This window comes from Longimonas haloalkaliphila (genome assembly GCF_055379825.1).
Window position 1 is genome coordinate 2,515,152 of the sequence record NZ_AP043948.1, and the last position, 21,501, is coordinate 2,536,652.

Consider the following 21,501-nt stretch of genomic DNA (forward strand, 5'->3'; position numbering starts at 1 on the left):
AAAAGCGTTCACGCTCCGAAGGGGGTGGGCGGTCACCGTTCAGCTCGGCCGTTCTCATCGTTGCGATTGGTATTGGCCTCCTGTTTGCCTGGAGCTACTTCGGTGGTGGACGGGCAGCCGGTCCCGAAATTAGTTACAGTGAGTTCCGCGCCGAGCTTCGCGCCGACAATATTGACCGCGTTGAGGTGGTCGGTGATGAGATGAGCGGTAGCCTGAAGGAAAGCGCAGAACGCGTTACGCCACAGGGGGATACGATACAGTACGAAAACTTCGTGACGTATCTGCCGTCGTTCGGCGACGAACGCTTGATGGAGGAGCTTGAAGCAGCCGAGGTCGACGTTGTTGCGCAGCCTGAGAGCACGTTTCCGTGGGGACTGGTTATCATCGGCTTGCTTCCCATTGTGCTTATTCTCGTAATTGGCTATATCATTTTGCGGCGCATGCAGTCGCAGGGCCAGGGGCTCTTCTCGGTACGCAAAAGCAAAGCAAAGCTGTTCGACAAGAACGATGAAGACACCACCTTCGAAGATGTCGCCGGGGCCGATGGAGCCAAAGAAGAGCTTCAAGAGATCATCAAGTTCCTGAAAAACCCGGACCACTTTGAAAATCTGGGCGGCAAGGTACCGAAGGGGGTTCTAATGGTTGGCCCCCCTGGCACAGGTAAAACCCTGCTTGCCCGCGCCGTGGCAGGAGAGGCAGATGTACCGTTCTACAGCGTTTCAGGCTCCGACTTTATGGAGATGTTCGTAGGGGTGGGTGCCTCGCGTGTCCGTGACATGTTTGAGGAGGCCAAGAAGAACTCGCCGAGCATCATCTTCGTCGATGAGCTCGACTCTATCGGCCGCCAGCGTGGCGCTGGCGTAGGGGGAGGCCACGACGAACGCGAGCAGACCCTGAACCAGCTGCTGGCTGAGCTCGATGGCTTCGAGAAGAGCGAGAGTGTGGTAGTTATGGCAGCCACCAACCGACCCGATATTCTCGACTCGGCGCTTACACGTCCGGGGCGCTTCGACCGCCAGATCACGGTCCCACTCCCCACACGCGAAGCACGGCGGGCCATCCTGAAGATTCATGCTAAGGATAAGCCATTTCATGAGGATGTCGATCTCGATAAGATCGCGTCGAGCACGCCCGGGTTCAGTGGGGCTGATCTCGAAAACCTTCTGAATGAGTCGGCGCTCCTTGCTGGACGCTACGGCCGGGACAATATCACAAACGCTGATATCGAGGAGGCTCGCGACAAAGTCATCATGGGACTTCGCCGCGAAGGCGTGGTGCTCGACGATGAGGAACGGCGCCTGCTTGCGTACCACGAAGCCGGTCATGCGATTGTAGCTGCCGCTCTTCCCCATGCCGACCCGGTGCACAAGGTCACAATCGTGCCCCGCGGACAGGCCATGGGCGTTACGCAGCAGATGCCCGAAAAAGAGAAGTACATCTACCGCCGAGAGTACCTGCTCGACCGGCTCGCCGTTATTATGGGCGGACGTGCCGCTGAAGAGATGATTTTCGACACGGCAACCAGTGGAGCAGAAAACGACCTGAAACAGGTGCGCAAGATGGCCCGCAAGATGGTGCTCGACTGGGGCATGGGAGAACGCTTCCAGCACATTGCTCTTGGCGATGAGCAGGGCAACGTGTTCCTCGGCGAAGAACTCTCTCGCGGACGCGATTACAGCGACGAGACAGCACGTGAAGTGGATAGCGAAGTCCGACAAATTACGGAAAACGCGTTCAAGCGTGCGGTAGATACGCTGACCGATCATCATGAGGCCTTCGACAAACTGGCCGATCTGCTCATTGAGCGTGAAGAGGTGCCAGGTAAAGACGTACTTGAGCTCCTGAATGGCGGATCAAAAACCAATGGGAAAGCACTCGTCGCTGAAGAGGTGTCTGTAACTGGCGCCAAGTCGACTCCTGATGCAGACGCACAGGACAACGGCACCCCTGAAGATGAATCCGATGCTTCCCACTCAGACGAGGACTCTGAAGAAGGGAATGACGGTCCCTCGTATGGCTCTAAGGGCGACGGTGCCTCGGAAGAGCAAAGCGTAGAGGAACGTCCGTCGTAATCGGCTCTGGACCGAACTCTCGACATCTTTCCTGAAGGCGTCTTTTCAACACATCAGAGCTGTAGCCTTAGAGCCTGTTTGGGTTTTGGTTTGTAGGCGAGAGCGAGCGCCGCTGCAGCGAAAATTGGACCCCGATGGCGGTTCGTAGCCGGGGCTACGGGTCGACATCGGGGGCAATTTGCACCAGGGGCATGACCTTCGGCCCCAGTCCAGCGCCGCCGCTCGGAGCCCAAATTAAGAAATCAAAACAGGTTCTTAATCGAGGCCTCCTCCGGATTGCGGTGGGGGCCTCACACGTTTAGGCTCATTGCCTTGCCTCCATTGCCCTCCATCTCTCCCGTCTCTGTTACGCTTTTGCCCCTAATCAGAGGATTCCTTGATAGTCATCTCTTTACATGGCGGTAACAGCTCTACCCGGTGGGAACGCCTTGCTTCACTGTCTCGTGCATACGTATGCATTCACCCCTAAATGATTCAACATCTCTTAATACTATGACCTCTTCTGTATCTGACCGCGCCTGGAAAGAAAAGCTCACCCCTGAACAGTATAAAGTTGCCCGCAAGGGAGGAACGGAGCGCGCATTCACTGGCATGTACTGGAACCATGACGAAGACGGCGTCTACCGCTGCGTCTGCTGTGGTGCCGTTCTGTTTGACTCAGATACAAAGTATAAGTCCGGGTCGGGGTGGCCCAGCTTCTGGGACGTGGTCGACCAGGGCAACGTAGTGCTGCGTCCCGACAAGAGTCTCGGCATGCGTCGGACGGAGGTGACCTGTGCATCGTGTGACGCGCACCTTGGGCACGTGTTTAACGACGGACCGAAGCCAACTGGCAAACGATACTGCATTAACTCCGTGTCGCTCGACTTTACCCCGAAAGATGAGGTCGATGCCGAAAGCACCAGCAATTAACAGGCCCAGCCTCTATTTCTCCTTCTACCCTGCATAGTCTTTGCCAGCATTCGCTGCCTGTGTCCGCTGTGCTTTCTCTGCGAGTGCGTCTCTGCTGCTCTTCGTCTTACGGTCCGTTCTATCTATCCAGCCTGTTCGTCTATTTGCTGTGATATCTACGAGTGAGAGCCTGGTCTCGCTCCTTTTTGCTTGCAGGAGTCGCACCGCCTGCGCATATTACTGAGTACCTTATCGATGCATTTTGTGTACTCACCCCCTGCTCGCCCATGGCTCTGCCCAGTCCCCAATCGATTATTGAGACCATACGTTCGTGGGACGCCTCCGATGACGTCAGTGCATCGTATTTACGCCCCACAATCAATCGATTGAGGGCCTCTTCTACTCCCGGCCTGGGAGGCCCCACAACGCTTCCAGAGCTTACTGCAAGCGAACTCTCGGCCCTCATTGATCATACGCAACTGGCCCCAACAGCCACCCCCGAAGACTACACGCAGTGTTTTGAGGAAGCACGTCGATACACGTTTGCCTCTGTCTGCATTCCCACCGCGTATGTACCCGCCGCCACGAAGTCCCTGGCAGATACGCAGGTTGCTATCTGTACGGTGGTTGGGTTTCCGCTCGGACACAGCCATCACGAGGTGAAGGCTGCTGAAGCGCAATGGGCACTGCAGCACGGAGCCAGCGAAATCGATATGGTTGTGCCCATCGGGGCTGTAAAGGCGCATGCGTGGAAACGCGTAGCCCGCCATATCCGGGCTGTTGTTAAAGCGCTACGCTCTGAACCCGGCAGTCCCATGCTGAAGGTGATCCTTGAAACAGCCCTCCTCTCCAACGCCGAGAAGGCCGTTACGTGCTACATTGCAGACACAGTAGGTGCTGACTTCGTGAAGACCTCCACAGGCTTCAGCACCGGCGGCGCCACGGTGGAAGACGTTGCGCTGATGCGCCATATGGTGGATGAAGAGACAGGGGTGAAAGCCTCCGGCGGTGTCGGATCAGCGAATGATGTGGCTCGCATGGTTGCGCACGGCGCCACTCGCATCGGTGCCAGCGGATCGGTCGGCATTATGGAGGGGTTCTCCAATGCTGAAACCACGTACTGATACTACCTCTATACGTGCCTGTATATATGGCTATATGTGTGAGGCTGCCCAGTGCCATCTTGATATTGCATATGGTGTGCCTCACACATAACTTTATGTAGTACAGACGCACCTTTTGCTTATTGCAGTCCAGACCGAGCGCTCAAATCAGGCTCTCAACCGCTGCTCTTACTTTTGATGACTGACAAACCGTTCGCTATGACTCTGCTATACAGACTCGCTGTGATGTCCGTTGCCCTGTTCGTTGTGACGGGCTGCGCCAGCACAGAGACGACCTCCCAGCCAGCAAATGGCGCTGAGGAAGAGCGGCGTGTAGAGGCTACCATATCGGTTGCTCCGTACGAGACCTTCAACCCAGATCAGTTTGAAGAGCGTCCTCCTCGGCTTGAAGCGACGATGGTTGAACATGCTGTACCGCCCCAACTGTTAGAAGTGCGTGCCGACCGAGGCGTCGAGCAGGTAGTAGATGGCTTCCAGATTCAGGTGTACTCTTCGCTTGATCGCTCGGCCGCCGAAGAGGTCCGCCAAGAGGTACAGAACTGGTGGGAAGAACACCGTGATAGCGAACGAGCCAATCTTTTTCCTGAAGGGATGCCCATCAATATCGAGTTTGGGCAGCCCTACTACCGGGTTCGCATCGGAGCATTTGCAGAACGCGAGTCTGCGCTCGAAGCCCTTCAGTTTGTTCGCCGCACATTCGATGACGCCTTTCTCGCACGCGCCCAGGTCACAATCACTCGTTGACGGATGCCTGCCTGGGTGCCCTCCACCGGGACGGATGCCTGCCTGGGTGCCCTCCACCGGGACGGATGCCTGCCTGGGTGCCCTCCACCGGGAGTGAGCCCGTGCTTTCTCGGGCCGACGGCGGCCTTATCTGCTGACTTTCGCAACAGCCTGCAGCACCTGAGCGTGTAGCCGGTCTACATACGCCTCGTGGGTTGGCTTCATGAGCACGCTCCGTAGTATCGTAACCGTGTCGGTCGTTGCTGCATAAGCTGGATAGTACGTCGTAAACTGCTTGCTGGGCACGTTATACAGGCTTAAGAACACGGGGTCGTCCTGGCGCATCGCCTGCTCAAACACCAGCGTGCTGTACGCGCTCACGGCCTCGGTGTGTTGTGCCTCCGGCATAGGGAAAAACGACACAATGTCTGTTTGGGGCTCTGTGTAAGCAGCCAGTTCGGTGCTCTTATGGATCCGGGCCGTCCACGATCGTGCTGCAGAAAGGCATGCGTTCACGATAGGCCCGAGCCCGATGTCTTGTCTTAGAGGCACGGCCTGGAGGGTGCACCAGAGCGCCCCCGCTGCCGCTCCCGCCCGCGAGCACTCCAGGCTGATCTCGCCCAGGTGCAGATCGTCGGAGGTGAAGTACGTGTATGGCGAATCGTGTGCGTAGAACCGCCCGACCGTCGGATCCCGAAAAAGAACCGATCCGCATCCGTAGGGCTGCAGTCCGTGCTTATGCGGATCGATCACGACCGAATCGGCTTCGCTAAGTGCATCGAACGCAGCCTTCGTAGGGGATGAAAGGGGCGGAGACGCAGCCAGGCGAAAAAAGCCGCCGTATGCTGCATCGACATGTATACGTACACCGTGCGCCCGGCAGATCGGCAGGAGCTTGTGTAGGGGGTCTACCACGCCCAGTCCAGTTGTGCCCAGCGTGCAGACGATAGTCCCAATGTCTTCATTCGCAAGCGTCTGGTCGAGCGTCTCGGGGTCGATGCGTCCTGCTGTATCGGTTGGCAGAGGCGTGGTGTCTACCCGGAGCACGTGGCTCATGCGGCTGTGCGTGTAATGTGCGCTCGGGGCAACGCCAATAGACGCATCAGGATGGATCTCGCGTGCTACGAAAAGCGCCTCCAGATTGGCCACCGTACCGCCGGATGTAAGATGCCCCAGCGCATCCCCCGGAAACCCCACCATCTTGCGCAGCAAATCGATCGCCTCCTTCTCCATGATGCTGGTGGGCGGCCCGCCGTCGAGCGCGTGGTTGTTCGGGTTGATGATCTGGGCGGCCCAGTAGCCCAATAACGCAGCCGGGTGGGGCGGTTTTAGCATCTGCCCGGCATACCGCGGGTGGAAAAACGGATAGTTGTCTTCCGTAAGCCGGTCAAGATAGCCCGCAAGCGTCTCTTCAAGCGCCTCCACGTCACAGCCTGCAAACGGACGTTCAGATGCCGCCTCAGCAACCGTGGCGTCAACGTATCTATCTTGCCAGTCTGCAATATGATCGGATAGACGGCGAACCAGCGGAAGCAGCGAGCGCGGATCGTACATAGGCAGCAGAACAGTCAGGCAGAATAGTGAGGTCGGAAAGAAGTACACGACGAAGCACAGGTCATTGCGAAACGCCACCTGTTGCTGTTCGTCATGTAATTACGCTCTTCACCAGTTACTCTTGAATACACAATGGGACGCATACTCGCAAATCGAATTCAGCAGACCAAGCCGTTCGACGGACCTGCGCACGAAGCCATGCTCAATCTGTTCATTGCGGGAGCACATGTGCGGCGAGCCATTGAGCAGGTCTGCCGCTCATACGGTCTGCAGTTCAGTCACTACAACGTGCTTCGTATTCTGCGGGGCGCCCATCCAGAAGGATACGCACGCTGCGACATCATCGACCGCATGCTCGACCCCTCGCCCGACGTTACCCGGCTCATGGATAAACTGGAGGATCTCGGATGCGTAGCGCGTCGCCGTAGCGAGGCAGACCGCCGCGTAACCCTGCACTTCATCACAGAAGAAGGGGTCGGCCTGCTTGAGGAGATGCGCCCCGACATCCAGGCGGTACAAGACGACTTCGCAGCCAGCGTGAGCGAACGCGATATGGCACACCTGAGCCGCATCTGCGAGGGCATCTACTCAAATATGGAAAAGCGCGAGGACGAATAATCCCAGCATACAGTTCGCTGTGGAGGCTTATATCTGTCGTACGCGCCTGCAGTACGGTAATCATATAACACCGTACCCCACACGACGACTTGCGCAGATCCGCCAGAAAAAACCTTATGATACGATGGATTCGTCATGAGTTCGTTATATACGTGTTGCAACACAGTAATGTCGGCCGGGTTGTAAGCCTGTACGTTGCGTATCCACTATCCCTTTATACTTTCCCCCTAGTGTAGTGTCAGCCGTCAATGTGTGGGTAAAGTCGTCGTAGTTTGATGCGTGCATCTTCGGTCCGGAAGTGCCAGTTTGCCACCGTGCCGTTTTCGTTGCGTCGCTTTGACCAAGCCAATGCTTCTTCCTTCATGGCTTTCTTTTCCGGAATGCGGCGCGAGAGGCACTGTCGGGCCATTGCGCTGTTTTCGATCTCCGCCATGTTCAGCCAACTTCCGTGCTCCGGCGTGTAGTGAAGTTCGAGTTGCTGGGCTAACGAGCGAGCCTCTTCTGGAGGAAACGCCTCATAGAAGCTCGATAAGCCATGCGTGTTCAAATTGTCCATGACCAAGACAACTCGGTCGACATCGGGGTAGTGCTGTTCGAGGAGGCGTTTCATGCAGTGGGCCCAGTCTATTTTGGTCCGCCGTTCTCGAATCATCACCGTGCGCCACCCTGCCAGCGGTTCAAAGAACATAAACAGGTTCACCACTCCATTTCGCTCGTAGTGGTAGTCGTGGCGCTTCGGCTTGCCGGATTCCATCGGGAGCGGCTTCCGGACCTCTTTGATCAACTGGCGCGGCATCTCGTCCATGCAGACCACCGGCCTTTCCGGGTCGTAGGGGCGCTTGTAGACGGAAAGCACGTCTTCCATCTTCGCCACGAAGTTTGCGTTTTGCTCCGGTGGGATCACCCATTGCTGGTTCTGGTGAGGCTTGAGCTGGTTTTTTTTAGCGTTTGTCGGACCGTTTCGTGGGACAGGTCTTCCACGACGTTCAGTTCAACCATCCGGTCTGCCAGAAGGCGCAGGCTCCACTGGCTGCGGCCGTCGGGGGCTTCAGAACAGGCCAGACGGATCAGCTCTGCTTCCTGCTCCCCGTCGAGCTTGCGGTCGTATTCGCGGTCTGGGGACTTTCGCTCAACGCAGCCGGTAAGGCCGCGCTCGCTGAAGCGTTGCCGGATCCCCGCAACCGTGCTGGAGGCCACTTCCAGCGCTTCGGCCGTGCGATCGTCTGTCCAAGCCGGCCCGTCTGGACCTTCGTCCACCTTCAGTAAAACACGAACGCGCGCCTGCTCAGCTGCTGGACGCTCCCCGCGCCCGAGGCGTTCGAGGAGATGGGACCGCTGCTCTTCAGTGAGTTCGACTCGGTATTTCTTGGTGGGCATGGCATTGGGCGACAAGCGTTCAAAGAGCGACTCTCAACAATATACTAAACAGAGATCACAGATTCACGCCTGACAGTACACTAGGCGTAGATTCAGAGTTAGTTGAAAGTCTCAAAAGAAAAGGGGTTCTTCTCCAGTGACCTCGCGCGAGAGTATCACACAGAAAAGAACCCCTTATGATGAGTACTCAACATAACAAACGCAGTGCAGAGACGCCAGCGGTTGAATCGCTTGACCACCTGATAGACCAACCGATCGACGTGAAACTCCATCTTCTCCAACATCACACCCGGATGGCTCGTCTTCTGGCCGAGACCATTCTCGATGAAGAGGTGGAAGCCCTTACTGGCGAGCGCTACAGCCGCAAGCCGGGTGGGCACTCTCTGCGGCGCTGGGGCTCGAATCCGGGATCGATTCGGATCGGGGACGAGCGGGTGCCGATCGATGTGCCCCGAGTGCGCGACACGGAAGCCGGCACAGAGCGCCCGTTAGAGAGCTACCAGGCGATGAAGGAGGGGGCTCCAAGTAAGGAACTCGCCGAGGCCATCCTTTTGGGGCTTTCCCAGCGCGATTATGAGCGAGTAGCAAGCCAGTTTATCGACGGCTTTGGCCTTAGCCAGTCGTCGGTGAGTCGCCGCTTCCAGGAGCGCGCGGAGGAGGCGCTGAAGGAGTTTGAGCATCGCTCGTTGGAGGAAGACACCGTTCTGGCGCTTTGGATCGACGGCAAGCACGTAGCAGGCGAGCAAATGATCATTTGTATGGGTGTAACCGAGACAGGACACAAAAAGGTGCTCGGGTTTACACAGGCCACCACCGAGCGGGCTGAGCCGATTATCGAACTTTTTCGTACCCTGATTCAGCGTGGGCTCAGCTTCGAGGAAGGCCTCCTCTGCATCGTTGATGGAGGCAAGGGCCTGCGCAAGGCGATTCGGGAGGTCTTTGGCTCCTGTGCTCAAGTGCAGCGTTGCCAATGGCACAAACGCGAAAACGTGGTTAGTTATCTACCAAAGGCCGATCAGAGCACATGGCGCAAGAAACTTGGGCGGGCCTACCAAGAGCTCACCTACAAACGGGCCAAACAGCGGCTTCTGAAGCTACGAGCCGAGCTTGAACAGATCAATCGAAATGCGGCTCGCTCCCTTGAGGAAGGCCAGGAAGAGACGTTAACGCTGCACCGACTCGGCCTCTTCGACGAGCTGGGTCGGAGCCTGAAAACAACCAACTGCATTGAAAACCTCAACGGCCAAGTGGAACGTCGCTTCGGCAAGGTCAAGCGGTGGCACCATTCCCCGCAACGTCATCGATGGATGGCACTGGCGCTTCTTGAAGCAGAAACGCGCATGCGACGACTTACCGGCTACGAACATCTACCGAAACTTCAGGAAGCGTTGAAGGACGCACTCCCTGACCAAGAATGAGACCACTGGGGAGAACTCCTTCTCCAAAGGTTTCAACTAAGTTTGCATCTTTGCCTCCCCCTACCCTGGTATGAGTGATTCTATTCGCTCCAAAGTCGACGACCTGAACGCCCGTATTCTTGAAGGCGACATTCTCGGTGCCTTCGAGGAGTACTACGCCGACAACATTGTCATGGAAGAAGATGACGTGCGCCGCGAAGGCAAAGAGGCCAATCGCGAGTACGAAGAGCAGTTTGTGAACGCCCTGACAGACTTCCGAGCAGCCGAAATTAAAGCCGTTGCTGTCAACGAAGAAGACGGTGTTGCCTTTGTCGAATGGTACATGGACTTCACGCTTGACGGCGTGGGCGACGTTGAACAAAAGCAAACTTCGGTGCAGTACTGGGAAAACGGCCAGATTGTGCACGAGAAGTTCTACAAGATCGGGTAAGGCCTCTGCGACTCCGCTGCCCGTACAGCACACGACTCGTCCCCCACAAACGCTCCGGCGCATAGCGCACCCTGTTGTGTGTTACGCCGGGGCGTTTGTATGTTGTGGTGGTACCGAAGCCACCCTGTGTTTGCGTACACCGTGTTTGCGCATACCGCCTCGCCCTACCACTCACCGACTGCTTTTTCCCATGTCTACCCTTTCCTCCTCCGACCGTCATCATGGCAACGATCCGCACAGCAAGACGCAGGTGGTGCTGGCCGGCGCGAATCTGGATGCTGCCCATGCTGCCGTTGTTTTCATTCACGGGCGCAGCGCCACCGCGGAAAGCATCTTGCGTCTCATTGCCCCGCTGGCCCCTGAAGGCGTCGCCCTTATCGCCCCTCAGGCCCACGGACGCACCTGGTACCCGAACTCTTTCCTGGCCGCGTTAGAGGACAACGAACCTGGCCTCTCTTCAGGACTGCGCCGTATCGGGACGCTTCTCGACACGCTTAACGCCACGTATAGCATCCCTACCGATCGTATCATGATCGGCGGATTCTCGCAGGGCGCCTGCCTCTCTACCGAGTATGCCGCTCGCTTTCCCACCCGATACGGCGGCATCGTCGGGCTCAGTGGCGGACTCATCGGCAATGGCATGATTCCGAACGAAGCCCCTCCAAACGACAAACAGTTTAACTACGGCGGCGATTTTGAGGGGACGCCCGTTTTTCTCGGATGCAGCGATCGCGACCCGCACATCCCACAGAAACGCGTCGATGACACCGCTGCTGTCTTTCGCGACCTCAACGCATCGGTCGATAAGCGCATCTATGAAGGCATGGGGCACATCGTAAACGACGACGAGCGGCAGTCCGTACAGGAACTGCTCGCACGCCTCGTTGAACCGGCCTGAACGTGATGCTGATGCGTATTCCGGCTTGCATGTAGGGAAAAGTGCTTGTAGATTGTGTTAACTGAGATGATTAGACACTTCACAGCACCAACTCTCCATGTCCACGCTCAGCCGACTGCTGCACACGCTTACTCGCGCTTCAGTGCTCGTCTTCACGGGCCTGCTCCCGACGGTCCTGCTTCTCCTGCTTGCAGGGGGATGCGGGACATCAGACGCTCCCGAGACGGCCATGGAGCGGACAACGGACCACACAATCGAAGACCTCACACTTTTTGCAGGCGAGCCCGACACGCTGATAGGCACGATCTCGGCAATGGAGGTCGCTGAAAACGGCGAGCTGTTCGTACGTGATGGGAATACCCTCCACGCTTTCCGTACTGATGGCACACATCGGGTTTCATTCGGAGGCCCCGGCGAGGGGCCGGGCGAGATTCAATTTCCGATGGGGATGAACGTGCGCAATGACTCGGTCTTTGTGGTAGACCTGGCAAAGCAGGGACAGGTCACGTTCACGACCGATGGCGCGTACGTCGGTCTTGTACCTGTTCCGGTATCTGGGTCGCGCTATGCGTTTGGACCGGACGGCCATGTCGCTATCCTGGGAGCCACGGCACCTGATTCTACAGTCGCGGTGTACGACGACGCGGGAACCGAACTCTACCAGGCCGTCACCCCACTGCAGGAGGGCCGCATTGCGATTGACATGCAAGACACGAGATCACGGATCGTAGACGGTGAGGTACCCGATGTGCTCCATGCTATGTCAGGATCCATTGCTTTGGATACCAACGGCGGGCTCTGGTTTGTACGTCCCTCCACCGCTGAGGTGATGCGCTACACGTCTTCGGGCCAACAGGAATGGACACACACCCTGAATATTCCTGAGACCGATCGCATTTACGATGCCTTTGTGGAGGCCAACGCTGCGCTGGAGGAGCCGAATCGGCTATTCCCGCTGCAGTACGTTCACCGTCCCGTAGCCGTTGGGGAGGCGCTCTGGCTTATGGTCGGGATGCCAGAGGACGAACCTGCCCAGCTTATCGTGCTCGACAGTGAAGGTACCGTACGGCATCGCTTGCACATTCCCGGGGCCGAGGGCGCCCGTTCGTTTGCGCTCTCCCCCGACCGCACGCAGATCTACCTCAGCATCCCCAACCGGGTAAAAATTATGACTGCTGCCTTGCCAGCAATGGTACAGTAGGCAGAGAGCCCTGCACGGAGCTTACTTGGGAAGGAACCCCCTCTGAGAGCCTGTTTGGGTTTTGGTTTGTAGGCGAGAGCGAGCGCCGCTGAAGCGAAAATTGGACCCCGATGGCGGTTCGTAGCCGGGGCTACGGGCCGATATCGGGGGCAATTTGCACCAGGGGCATGCCCTTCGGCCCCAGTCCAGCGCCGCCGCTCGGAGCCTAAATTAAGAAATCAAAACAGGTTCTGAACACCCTCTCTCCGATCGCTCCGTATCATCGCCGTGCTGCTTTCACCTTGCTTTTCGCTATGCCCATGGCAAGAGCCAATCGACCAACTTCTTGGTTACCGGTTTGTACGGCGGATAGAGCTGCTGCATAAGCGCTGCGTTGCTCTCGCGCTTCATCACACTGCGTTTTTGCGAGAACGCCTCGAATCCATACCGCCCGCTGCTTGCCCCGATGCCGCTATGCCCGGCGCCTCCGAACGGGAGATGCGGGCTCAGGTAGTGTACAATCACGTCGTTTACACAGACGCCGCCCGACTGCGTATGATCGAGCAGGCGGCGAGTAGCTGCTTCGTTGGTTGTGAAGTGGTAGAGCGCCAGTGGATTCTCGCGGGACCTGATCTCAGCAATTGCGTCGTCAAGATGGCGTACGCTGCGAATCGGCAGGATCGGGCCAAAGATCTCCTCCTGCATCACCGTGGCCGTGTCGGGAACGTCGGTAAGAAGCGTAGGCTCAATGTAGCGCCCGCGGGCATCCACCGTGCCGCCATACTCGAGGCGCGCGCCCTGCTCGATGGCATCGTCGAGGGCATTGCTGAGCCGGTTGAAATGGCGCTCGTTCACGATGCGGGCATAGTCGGCGCTCTGCTGCCGCTCACTCGGGGTAGCCCCGAAGGCACGGGTTGCGGCAGCGCGCATCGCATCCACAAGCGCATCGGATGCCGATTCCTCGACCAGTACGTAGTCCGGCGCGATGCAGGTCTGCCCCGCATTTAAGAATTTGCCCCACACGAGCGTCGTTGCTGCGTGCTCAATATCGGCGCTTGCATCCACCACTGCCGGCGACTTCCCCCCCAGTTCGAGGGTAACGGAGCTGAGATGCTCGGCCGCTGCCTTCATTACGATGCGTCCAACGGCCGGACTCCCGGTGAAGAAGAAATGATCGAACGGCTGGTCGAGCAATGCCTGTCCTACCTCTTTGTCGCCCTGAAAGAGCGTTACCTCACGCGGATCATAGAGCTGCTCGATCATCTCAGCCATGAGCGCACTGCTGTGCGGCGTGTACTCCGACGGCTTCACAATCACGCTGTTGCCTGCTGCCAGCGCACTGATTAACGGCCCCATTGTGAGGATGAACGGGTAGTTCCACGGACTCATGATGCACACCACGCCCTTCGGGGTCGGTTCGATGCGCGAACGGGTGCCTACAAGCATGCGCTGCGTGGGCACGGGCTCGGGTGCCATCCACTCGCGCAGGTGCTTCATAGCAAAATCGGCCTCCTCCGCGATCATCTTGACTTCGCTCATGTCTACTTCTATGGGCGGACGCCGGAAGTCCTGGTACATCGCCGCTTGAATCTCTTTGCGGCGCGCCCATACATGATCATGTAGACGCTGAATCTTGCTGATGCGTGCCTCTGCGTCTTGCGTGCGCACATCAGGGCGGTGGGCACGCTGCGCTTCAAACGCCTGCCGGATGCGCGTTTCAATAGAGGGCTCTCCATTAGAGTCCCGTGCACCGTTGGAATTGACGGAGGCATCGGTTCGTAACGTTTCCATGACAGACTGGAAAAAAGGAGTGGATGATTCGTGGATACGGTACATAGAGCACGTAACAGGCGATTCATAACGCAAGTACTCTACGCACACACTGATTTAGACGTATGCAAGCTCTTTTAGTTGTCGACATCCAGAACGACTTCTGTCCTGGTGGAGCCCTCGCTGTACCTGAGGGCGATACGATCGTACCTACGGTGAACGCGCTGATGGACGACTTCGATGCTGTGGTCTTCACGCAAGACTGGCATCCAGCAGCTCACCAGTCGTTTGCGTCGCAGCACGACGGGCACGAGCCGTACGACACGGTTGAGATGCCGTATGGCGATCAGGTTCTGTGGCCCGATCACTGCATCCAGGGCAGCGAAGGCGCAGCATTTCACCCTGACTTGAACGCCGACCGGGCCGACCTGATTATTCGCAAAGGGTTTCGGCCAGAGATCGACTCGTACTCAGCGTTCTACGAGAACGACGGCACAACACCTACCGGACTTGCAGGCTACCTTCGCGAGCGCGGCGTCGACTCGCTTGTGGTTGTTGGCCTCGCGGCTGACTTCTGCGTGAAGTGGTCGGCCACCGATGGACGTAACGAAGGATTTGACGTCTACGTGGTGGAAGACGCAACGCGGGGCATCGACCAGGATGGGTCGCTCGCCGCCGCCTGGCAGGCCATGAACGAGGCTGGCGTGCAGGTTATCTCCTCGGATGCCGCCCGTTCGCTGGCTGCTTAGCTCTTAGAACACAAGATATGTGTCAAAGACTGTCACAATCTCATCTGTTTCGATACCTTTATTGCTCTCCAAGCTCATCACGCTGCTGATTTGGCATGTATTTTACCAGGTGCAATCTATTTAAGCACCAACTGTCAAATCTATGGATCTTTCAGATGTATCTCTTATCGTTAAGACGTTCGAACGTCCTCTATGTCTAAAGCGCCTGCTTCAGTCGATACGCAGCCAATCGCTTACCGACTGCCCCGTACTCGTAGCTGATGATAGCCGCACGCCGTACAAAGACGAGATTATGGCTGAGTACGGCGATGTGGTTGACGTCTACCTCTCCCTCCCGTTCAACAGTGGGGTGTCGGCTGGACGCAACGCGCTACTCGATGCTGTTCAAACACCCTATTTCGTACTCAACGATGACGACTTTTTCTATGGCCCCGAGACCAACCTGGCTGCAGCCGTAGAACAGCTTGATAACGAGCAGCTTGACATCTTAGGCGGCTACTTGCTTGAACAGAAACGTGTCTACGCATGGCCTGCACTGCCCAAACGCATCTCGAATCTACTCCGCCTTTATTCAAATGAATGGCAGCTATCCGAGTGGATGGCGACCCTTACTGAAACGGATGACGGTGGTATCGCTGTCACTCGCGAAAAACGGAACACTCCGCTCCAGCGCTGCGACCTGACGCACAACTTCTTCATTGCACGCACTCACTCCGTCCGCGACGTAGTGGGCGGCTGGCATGCTCCGCTCAAATCCATCGGCGAGCATTGGGAGTTCTTCTATCGCTGCAAGCAGGCCGGACTCAAGGTGGGTCATACACGGGCCTTTGGCATCTACCACCATGCTGAAGCGCATGAGAGCAATAATGAGTACACTGCGTTTCGGTATGGTCGCGAGCAAGAAATGATCTCACGCTCACTGCAGCGGCATAATCTCCAGTACCTGCAGCGCGGCACCCGCGTTATCCAAAACCAGTACGCTCAAGAGGGGACGCAGGAAGAAGTCGAAGCGGAATAAAAAGACGAACAGCGTCCTCGTTCAGCCGTCTATTTCTTCATCCTTCCATAGACCAGCGGAGCGAGGTCTATGATAGCGTTTGGCTTGTTCGGGAGCTATCTTTCTTCTACGCACTATCTCTCTTAGAGCCTGTTTGGGGTTTGGTTTGTAGGCGAGAGCGAGCGCCGCTGAGGCGAAAATTGGACCCCGATGGAGGTTCGTAGCCGGGGCTACGGGCCGACATTGGGGGCAATTTGCACCAGGGGCATGACCTTCGGCCCCAGTCCAGCGCCGCCGCTCGAAGCCCAAATTAAGAAATCAAAACAGGCTCTTAAAGCCTGGTTAGCTACTTGCTATGCGCACTTCACCACTTGTTCTGTTCTTGATTCTGATAGCGCTCCCCGCTCCCGCGCAGCAGCCTGCATCTGACCTTGAGCAGGGGCTTGCCTGGTCGACCTATACCGGGCAGCAGTTGCACAGCTACCATACGGCCCACTATGCCGCGATCCAGGCTATTGAGGAGCAGACCGATCCTGCCGAGATGCCGCCGTTCTTTGCCGCCCGCCCTGATGGCGACGGATGGGCGTTCGGGTTCGGCGCGCTCAACGATGACGACGCGTTCCTGATCAGGTACGGCGTTATCGTTGAAGGTAACGGAGCTATCGACTCGTTCAGTCACTTCGAAGCGCCGCGCGAAGCCTCCGCCTATCATACGCAGGCTGCACGTGCGCTTCGTAGCGTCATCACTGCGTTTCAGCGCCGCATGCGCCTGGATGGCAGCTTTGAGGCTGCCGACTATCGCGTAGCCGTGCTTCCCTTTCCCGAGGGTGAGTTCACTGCGTTCGTCTCTCCCTCCCAGACCAGCGGATCGGTGATCCATGCAGGCAACGATGTCATGTATAGCATCGACCGTACACACAGCACCATCTTAGAAGAGATGCGCTTTCACCACCGACTGATCTCCGTGCCCATGGCACCGCCTGCTGATCTTTCGGGGGAAACGGATATGCCAGCCCTCATCGTCCCCAACGCCCCCATCCCCTCTCCAGTAGACGTGCTACATGCCATGGAGCGCAGCACTTCGCTTGCACTTCTTACGAAGCATGGGGCGTTCGTCATTGATCCCAGCGGGGCTATCACGCCGCTCCCCGATGACGACCCGCTCGCCAAAGCGCTGCGCGCGCAAGTGGATTAGCTTGCGCAGCCATGAACCTATTACCAGCTAACTGCATCAGCCCTCGCCGTGGTACGTTGTGCCGTCTTCGGCGTGGCGCGCCAGCGACGATGCCGGCATGAAGCGGTCGCCGTGCGTCTGGGTATAGCGCTGTAGCACCTGATGGATACGTCCGGGCCCCTCCGCATCCACATAACGGAACGGTCCGCCCCGGAACGGCGGAAAGCCGAGCCCAAACACCGCGCCGATGTCACCGTCAACGGGGTCGCGCAGAATGCCTTCGTCAAAGCACCGCAGGGCCTCGTTCACCATTGTCAGCGTCAACCGCTGCTGTACCGCCTGCACGTCGATGTCGGAGCGCTCGCCGCCTCCAAAGAAGTGATAGATGCCCTTGTTAAAGTCGCCACGCTTTGGATCGCTGCCGCTCCCCTCGTACCGGTAGAAACCGGTTTTCGTCTTCTGCCCGTGAAGGCCCGCGTTGGCGACCGGCGAGGCGGCCTCGCTGATGCGGTAGCGGTCGCCCTCCAGGTAGCGCCCCATCACCTCGGTGATCTTGGCGGCCACGTCGATGCCAACCAGATCAAAGAGTTCGTATGGCCCCATCGGGAAGCCAAAGTCTTTCATCGCGTTCTCGACCTGTAAGGCGTCGGCGCCCTCTTCAAGCAGAAGCAGGGCCTCGTTCATATAGAGCGCCAGAATCCGCGTCGTGTAAAAGCCAGGCCCGTCGTTCACTACGATAACTGACTTGCCCTGACGCAAGCCCACGTCGTACGCTGTTGCCACAGCTTCTTTACTGGTGGATTCGGTAGCAATGATCTCCAGCAGGGGCATCTTCTCGACCGGCGAGAAGTAGTGCATCCCCAACACGCGCTCTGGATGCGCAGCGTGTTCGGCAATATCGGCAATCGGAATCGATGACGTATTGCTGGCGATCACACAGTCGTTGGAGACGACCGCCTCCACATCCGCCAGTACGTTTTGCTTCAGGTTGATATCCTCGGGCACCGCCTCAATGACGAGGTCCGATGTGGCAAGTCCCTCGTACGAGCCCACGGGCTGGATGCGCTCCATGAGCGTGTCGCGCTCAAACGACGAGATAATGCCCTTTTTCTTACGCTTCGAAGCGGCCTTGTAGACGTGCTTCCGTGCCGTAGCGGCGCGTTCCAGATCGACGTCTTTCACAAACACGTCGAGTCCGTCGCGGGCACTCACGTCGGCGATGCCCGCCCCCATGAGCCCGGCCCCCAGCACAGCCATCCGGCTGACGGGTCGCGCTTTGTCGGCATTCTCGTTGGTATCGGCTTGGCGCTTGGCGAAGAAGAGACTGACGAGCGCCTTCGATTCGGGTGTGAACACCAGCTCGCCAAACGCGACGGCTTCGGCATCCAGCCCAGCCTCCAGCCCGTTTTCGAGTCCGGCTTTCACGCATTCGATGATCCGCGGCGGCGCCGGATAATTACCGCGTGTTTGTTTCTGCGTGTCTTGCGCCGCCTTCCAGTAGACGCCGCGCCGCGTAAGCGGATTGCTCTCCAGCAGCCGATCGGTCCAGTCCGCCGGACGATCTGGCGTGAGCGTGCCATCGGCCAGCTGACGCGCTGCTTTCTGGGCGGCCTGATGCAGTCCAGGCGCATGAGTCAGCGCATCCACCAGTCCGATACGCTTGGCTTTCTTGGGGTACGTGGTCTTCCCGGTTAGCATCATGGGGAGGCTTTGCTGCAGGCCCACCAGACGGGGCAGATACTGCGTACCACCGCTGCCCGGGAGCAGGCCGAGCTTAACCTCAGGGAGCGCCATCTGCGTCTTGCTGCTCGTAGTCGCAATGCGATAGGTGCAGCCAAGCGTCATTTCGAGACCGCCGCCCATCGCCGCGCCATGAATCGCGGCCACCGAGGGCGCATCAAGCGACTGCAAGCGGTTGATCAGGGCGTGGCCACGCCGCGAGAGCGCTCGCACGTCAGCCGGTTGATCAAACGACTTGAGCATGTCAAGATCGGCACCTGCAATGAACGAGTTGGCTTTCCCGCTGATGAATACCAGCGCCTCAACGTCAGCACTGGTTTCGGCATGTTCGATCGCCAACTCGAACGCGTTGATCATCGCTTCGTCGATGGTATTGACCGACGCATCCGGCTGGTCAATCCAGACCGTGAGCACGCCATCGTCAAGATCGGTGCGAAGCAGTTCGGTGTCGAGGGTCACAGGCATAAGAATCGTTGTCGTTGTAAAGGAGAAAGGGGGGCTGCCGGTTGGCGGGGCGAACTATACGCGCTCAATCAGCAGCGCGTGGCCTTGTCCGCCGGCTGCACAGGCGCTTACGAGGGCCCACTGGCCATCTTCTTCGTAGAGGCGGTTCACAGCAGTTGTTACGAGCCGCACGCCTGTAGCTCCAAACGGATGGCCGAGCGACACCGAGCCGCCGCGCGTGTTCAGGATGTCCATGTCGATGCGGCCCACCGCTTCCGACCGATTGAGCGACTCCTCCGCAAAGCGATCTGACGCCAGTGCCTCCAGCACCGCCAGCACCTGTCCGGCAAAGGCCTCGTGCAGCTCCACCACGTCGATGTCGCCCAGCGTCATGCCCGCAGCGTCGAGCACGTTCGGGATAGCATACGCCGGACCAAGCAGCAGCTCAGCCCCCGGATCCTGCGCCACGTAGGTGTACTCGCGTAGCGCCGCACGGGGGGAGAAGCCTTCTGCCGTTGCATATTCGTGGCTCATGATGAGCGAGGCCGAGGCACCGTCGGTGAGCGCCGAGCTGTTGCCGGCCGTCACCGTGCCAAACGGCTTCACGAATGCTGGACTCAGACCCGACAGCTTCTGCAGCGTCGTATCCGGACGCACCACATTGTCTTTTGTAATGGGATCGAAGTCCGGCGGCACGCTCGCGGGGAAGAGCTCTTTCTGCATCCGCCCGTCTTCCTGGGCTGCTGCAGCGCGGTGGTGCGTGAGCAACGCATACTCATCTTGCGCCTCGCGCGACACGCCAAACATGGCAGCGAGCTTATCTGCACTCTCGCCCATCACCTCGCCCGTCGAGAACTCCGCGATCGACGGCGACTCCGGCAGCAGATCCGACGGACTCAAGTCCTTCAGGAGCGACAAGAATTCCTGGGGCGACTTGTACTTGCGCGCCTCGAACAGCTTCTTGCGCAGCGGGCGTCGCACCCGGATGGGGGGATCTGAAAGCGTTTCCGTGCCGCTGGCAACGACAACGTCACCCTGCCCTGCACGAATCAGGTCCATGCCCGACGTCACCGCCTGGTTGCTGGAGATGCAGGCCTGCGTCACCGTATGTGCGGGCACCGTGTTTGGGATGCCTGCCGCCAGCGCCGACTCGCGCGCGACGTTGCTCGTCTCCACGTCCTGCACCACCGTCCCCATCACCACGCGGTCGATCGTTGCCGGGTCGAGGTCAGTGCGGCTCAAGAGCCCCTTCAGAGCCATGCGACCCATGTCGTACGCCATCAGGTCGACATAGCCAGTCCCCGAGCGCTGAAACGGAATACGTCCGCCATCAATAAAAACGGGAGTGCGTGCACCAGGCGAAGCAGCCATAGAATCCAGAACGGTTTGGAGCGAAGAATAATCGATATCTAACTTAACGGTGTTAACCAAGAGAATCAACCCTGTCTCACACCGGTACGTGCGTATCGTCCTATTATCTGTTACGTCTTCTTATACTGTTTCGTGCCATGCCCGCCGATTCCAACGCACGCACCTGCATCATAGGCCGCCAGCCCGTCATCGAAATGCTGGAGCGCGACCCGTCTGCGGTCGACAAGGTGATGATGCGCCACGGCCTGTCTGGCCCCGAAGCCGACACGGTGCGCACCCTGGCCGAAGAGGCTTCTGTGCCAGTACAGTACGTTCCCTATAACCGTCTTGACCACGAATCCGACGGAGCCGCTCATCAGGGCATGCTTGCCTGGGCTGCCCCCGTCTCGTATCTTACGGTGAACGCGCTGATGCAGCAGGTCGCTCCCACATGGGATGCGGTGCAATCCCAGAAACCCTTGCTTCTCGTAGTGGATCACGTCACCGATCCGCGCAACTTTGGTGCGATGCTCCGGTGCGCTGTGGCTGCCGGTGTCGACGGCGTGATCGTGCCCAACAGCGGCATGGCTCCACTTACCACACCCGCCATCAAGGCCAGCGCGGGCACGGCCCTGCGCATCCCCATTGCCCGCTGTAGCAACCTGGCCGAAACGCTCGTCTCCCTCAAAGAGCGCAGCTACTGGATCGTAGGCGCCCAGCAGGCCGAGGCGGACTCCATGTGGGATACCGACTGGGACCGCCCTATCGCGCTGGTGATGGGCAGTGAGGGCACCGGACTCACCTCGGGTGTGGCCAATGCGTGCGACCTCTTTGCCCGCATTCCGATGCGCGGCGCCGCAGACAGCCTGAACGTCTCCGTTGCTACCGGCATCCTCCTCACCGAGGCCACCAGGCCCCGCGTGCAGGCTGCCGCCTAACAGCGTGTCCGTAACTGTAGAAAACGGTGAAGCGCTTCGCTCTCGCGTGCTGCT

General features: G+C 58.4%; 18 protein-coding genes. 13 read left to right on the top strand and 5 right to left on the bottom strand.

Annotation, left to right across the window (positions count from 1 at the left end):
• Positions 1-56: 56 nt before the first annotated feature.
• The 4 genes from ftsH to ACZ48V_RS09765 all read left to right on the top strand — a co-directional run bounded on the left by ftsH (position 57) and on the right by ACZ48V_RS09765 (position 4,831).
• Complete coding sequence (gene ftsH / locus ACZ48V_RS09750; protein ID WP_464543117.1) at positions 57-2,072, top strand: ATP-dependent zinc metalloprotease FtsH; 2,016 nt, start codon at positions 57-59, stop codon at positions 2,070-2,072.
• 492 nt (positions 2,073-2,564) lie between these two features.
• The gene (msrB, locus tag ACZ48V_RS09755) at positions 2,565-2,984 is read left to right on the top strand and encodes a peptide-methionine (R)-S-oxide reductase MsrB (protein ID WP_464538632.1); all 420 of its coding nucleotides are present in this window, start codon (positions 2,565-2,567) and stop codon (positions 2,982-2,984) included.
• A 266-nt stretch (positions 2,985-3,250) separates the two neighbouring features.
• On the top strand, positions 3,251-4,087 hold the full coding sequence (gene deoC, locus ACZ48V_RS09760) for a deoxyribose-phosphate aldolase (protein ID WP_464538634.1): 837 nt from the start codon (positions 3,251-3,253) through the stop codon (positions 4,085-4,087).
• Between the two features lie 225 nt (positions 4,088-4,312).
• Entirely contained in the window at positions 4,313-4,831 is a 519-nt protein-coding gene (locus ACZ48V_RS09765; RefSeq protein ID WP_464538636.1) for an SPOR domain-containing protein, read from the top strand.
• A 126-nt stretch (positions 4,832-4,957) separates the two neighbouring features.
• Here the strand turns inward: ACZ48V_RS09765 and ACZ48V_RS09770 are convergent, their stop codons facing one another.
• Entirely contained in the window at positions 4,958-6,364 is a 1,407-nt protein-coding gene (locus ACZ48V_RS09770; RefSeq protein WP_464538638.1) for a pyridoxal phosphate-dependent decarboxylase family protein, read from the bottom strand.
• Positions 6,365-6,496: 132 nt separating this feature from the next.
• Here ACZ48V_RS09770 and ACZ48V_RS09775 point away from each other — a divergent pair, with 132 nt between their 5' ends.
• On the top strand, positions 6,497-6,982 hold the full coding sequence (locus ACZ48V_RS09775; RefSeq protein WP_464538640.1) for a MarR family winged helix-turn-helix transcriptional regulator: 486 nt from the start codon (positions 6,497-6,499) through the stop codon (positions 6,980-6,982).
• 238 nt (positions 6,983-7,220) lie between these two features.
• Here the strand turns inward: ACZ48V_RS09775 and ACZ48V_RS09780 are convergent.
• Positions 7,221-8,359, bottom strand: a protein-coding gene (locus tag ACZ48V_RS09780) for an IS630 family transposase (protein WP_464538641.1) whose coding sequence is annotated in 2 segments (ribosomal slippage) — positions 7,221-7,927 and positions 7,927-8,359 — 1,140 coding nt in all. Because the reading frame shifts where the segments join, the coding sequence is not laid out codon by codon here.
• Between the two features lie 176 nt (positions 8,360-8,535).
• On the opposite strand from ACZ48V_RS09780, the gene ACZ48V_RS09785 reads away from it, so the two are divergent.
• From ACZ48V_RS09785 to ACZ48V_RS09800, 4 genes are all read left to right on the top strand, one after another.
• A complete protein-coding gene (locus tag ACZ48V_RS09785; RefSeq protein ID WP_464538642.1) occupies positions 8,536-9,777 on the top strand; it encodes an IS256 family transposase in 1,242 nt (413 codons plus the stop codon).
• 70 nt (positions 9,778-9,847) lie between these two features.
• Complete coding sequence (locus ACZ48V_RS09790; protein WP_464538644.1) at positions 9,848-10,207, top strand: nuclear transport factor 2 family protein; 360 nt, start codon at positions 9,848-9,850, stop codon at positions 10,205-10,207.
• Positions 10,208-10,397: 190 nt separating this feature from the next.
• Positions 10,398-11,105 carry an alpha/beta hydrolase gene (locus ACZ48V_RS09795; RefSeq protein WP_464538645.1) on the top strand — a complete coding sequence of 236 codons (708 nt, stop codon included), beginning with the start codon at positions 10,398-10,400 and terminating at the stop codon, positions 11,103-11,105.
• A 97-nt stretch (positions 11,106-11,202) separates the two neighbouring features.
• On the top strand, positions 11,203-12,306 hold the full coding sequence (locus tag ACZ48V_RS09800; RefSeq protein WP_464538647.1) for an NHL repeat-containing protein: 1,104 nt from the start codon (positions 11,203-11,205) through the stop codon (positions 12,304-12,306).
• Between the two features lie 291 nt (positions 12,307-12,597).
• Here the strand turns inward: ACZ48V_RS09800 and ACZ48V_RS09805 are convergent, their stop codons facing one another.
• Positions 12,598-14,076 (bottom strand): aldehyde dehydrogenase family protein, encoded by a 1,479-nt coding sequence (locus tag ACZ48V_RS09805; protein ID WP_464538649.1) that lies wholly within the window; start codon positions 14,074-14,076, stop codon positions 12,598-12,600.
• Positions 14,077-14,180: 104 nt separating this feature from the next.
• On the opposite strand from ACZ48V_RS09805, the gene pncA reads away from it, so the two are divergent.
• The 3 genes from pncA to ACZ48V_RS09820 all read left to right on the top strand — a co-directional run bounded on the left by pncA (position 14,181) and on the right by ACZ48V_RS09820 (position 16,996).
• On the top strand, positions 14,181-14,804 hold the full coding sequence (gene pncA / locus ACZ48V_RS09810; RefSeq protein WP_464538650.1) for a bifunctional nicotinamidase/pyrazinamidase: 624 nt from the start codon (positions 14,181-14,183) through the stop codon (positions 14,802-14,804).
• Positions 14,805-14,946: 142 nt separating this feature from the next.
• A complete protein-coding gene (locus ACZ48V_RS09815; protein WP_464538652.1) occupies positions 14,947-15,822 on the top strand; it encodes a glycosyltransferase family 2 protein in 876 nt (291 codons plus the stop codon).
• A gap of 334 nt (positions 15,823-16,156) precedes the next feature.
• A complete protein-coding gene (locus ACZ48V_RS09820; protein ID WP_464538654.1) occupies positions 16,157-16,996 on the top strand; it encodes a hypothetical protein in 840 nt (279 codons plus the stop codon).
• A 36-nt stretch (positions 16,997-17,032) separates the two neighbouring features.
• Here the strand turns inward: ACZ48V_RS09820 and ACZ48V_RS09825 are convergent, their stop codons facing one another.
• Both ACZ48V_RS09825 and ACZ48V_RS09830 read right to left on the bottom strand, forming a co-directional pair.
• Entirely contained in the window at positions 17,033-19,180 is a 2,148-nt protein-coding gene (locus tag ACZ48V_RS09825; RefSeq protein WP_464538656.1) for a 3-hydroxyacyl-CoA dehydrogenase NAD-binding domain-containing protein, read from the bottom strand.
• 54 nt (positions 19,181-19,234) lie between these two features.
• The gene (locus tag ACZ48V_RS09830; protein ID WP_464538658.1) at positions 19,235-20,530 is read right to left on the bottom strand and encodes an acetyl-CoA C-acyltransferase; all 1,296 of its coding nucleotides are present in this window, start codon (positions 20,528-20,530) and stop codon (positions 19,235-19,237) included.
• 137 nt (positions 20,531-20,667) lie between these two features.
• Between ACZ48V_RS09830 and rlmB the strand changes: the two genes are divergently transcribed.
• Complete coding sequence (rlmB, locus tag ACZ48V_RS09835) at positions 20,668-21,447, top strand: 23S rRNA (guanosine(2251)-2'-O)-methyltransferase RlmB (protein ID WP_464538659.1); 780 nt, start codon at positions 20,668-20,670, stop codon at positions 21,445-21,447.
• Positions 21,448-21,501: the final 54 nt, after the last annotated feature.

What these genes read in the sequence shown, in the direction of transcription:
- ACZ48V_RS09830 (WP_464538658.1), bottom strand. Translation starts at nt 20,530, where the DNA reads ATGGCTGCTTCGCCTGGTGCACGCACTCCCGTTTTTATTGATGGCGGA.
- ACZ48V_RS09785 (WP_464538642.1), top strand. Translation starts at nt 8,536, where the DNA reads ATGATGAGTACTCAACATAACAAACGCAGTGCAGAGACGCCAGCGGTT.
- msrB (WP_464538632.1), top strand. Translation starts at nt 2,565, where the DNA reads ATGACCTCTTCTGTATCTGACCGCGCCTGGAAAGAAAAGCTCACCCCT.
- ACZ48V_RS09820 (WP_464538654.1), top strand. Translation starts at nt 16,157, where the DNA reads ATGCGCACTTCACCACTTGTTCTGTTCTTGATTCTGATAGCGCTCCCC.
- ACZ48V_RS09805 (WP_464538649.1), bottom strand. Translation starts at nt 14,076, where the DNA reads ATGGAAACGTTACGAACCGATGCCTCCGTCAATTCCAACGGTGCACGG.
- ACZ48V_RS09825 (WP_464538656.1), bottom strand. Translation starts at nt 19,180, where the DNA reads ATGCCTGTGACCCTCGACACCGAACTGCTTCGCACCGATCTTGACGAT.
- deoC (WP_464538634.1), top strand. Translation starts at nt 3,251, where the DNA reads ATGGCTCTGCCCAGTCCCCAATCGATTATTGAGACCATACGTTCGTGG.
- ACZ48V_RS09765 (WP_464538636.1), top strand. Translation starts at nt 4,313, where the DNA reads ATGTCCGTTGCCCTGTTCGTTGTGACGGGCTGCGCCAGCACAGAGACG.
- ACZ48V_RS09775 (WP_464538640.1), top strand. Translation starts at nt 6,497, where the DNA reads ATGGGACGCATACTCGCAAATCGAATTCAGCAGACCAAGCCGTTCGAC.
- rlmB (WP_464538659.1), top strand. Translation starts at nt 20,668, where the DNA reads ATGCCCGCCGATTCCAACGCACGCACCTGCATCATAGGCCGCCAGCCC.
- ACZ48V_RS09815 (WP_464538652.1), top strand. Translation starts at nt 14,947, where the DNA reads ATGGATCTTTCAGATGTATCTCTTATCGTTAAGACGTTCGAACGTCCT.
- ACZ48V_RS09770 (WP_464538638.1), bottom strand. Translation starts at nt 6,364, where the DNA reads ATGTACGATCCGCGCTCGCTGCTTCCGCTGGTTCGCCGTCTATCCGAT.
- ACZ48V_RS09790 (WP_464538644.1), top strand. Translation starts at nt 9,848, where the DNA reads ATGAGTGATTCTATTCGCTCCAAAGTCGACGACCTGAACGCCCGTATT.
- ACZ48V_RS09800 (WP_464538647.1), top strand. Translation starts at nt 11,203, where the DNA reads ATGTCCACGCTCAGCCGACTGCTGCACACGCTTACTCGCGCTTCAGTG.
- pncA (WP_464538650.1), top strand. Translation starts at nt 14,181, where the DNA reads ATGCAAGCTCTTTTAGTTGTCGACATCCAGAACGACTTCTGTCCTGGT.
- ACZ48V_RS09795 (WP_464538645.1), top strand. Translation starts at nt 10,398, where the DNA reads ATGTCTACCCTTTCCTCCTCCGACCGTCATCATGGCAACGATCCGCAC.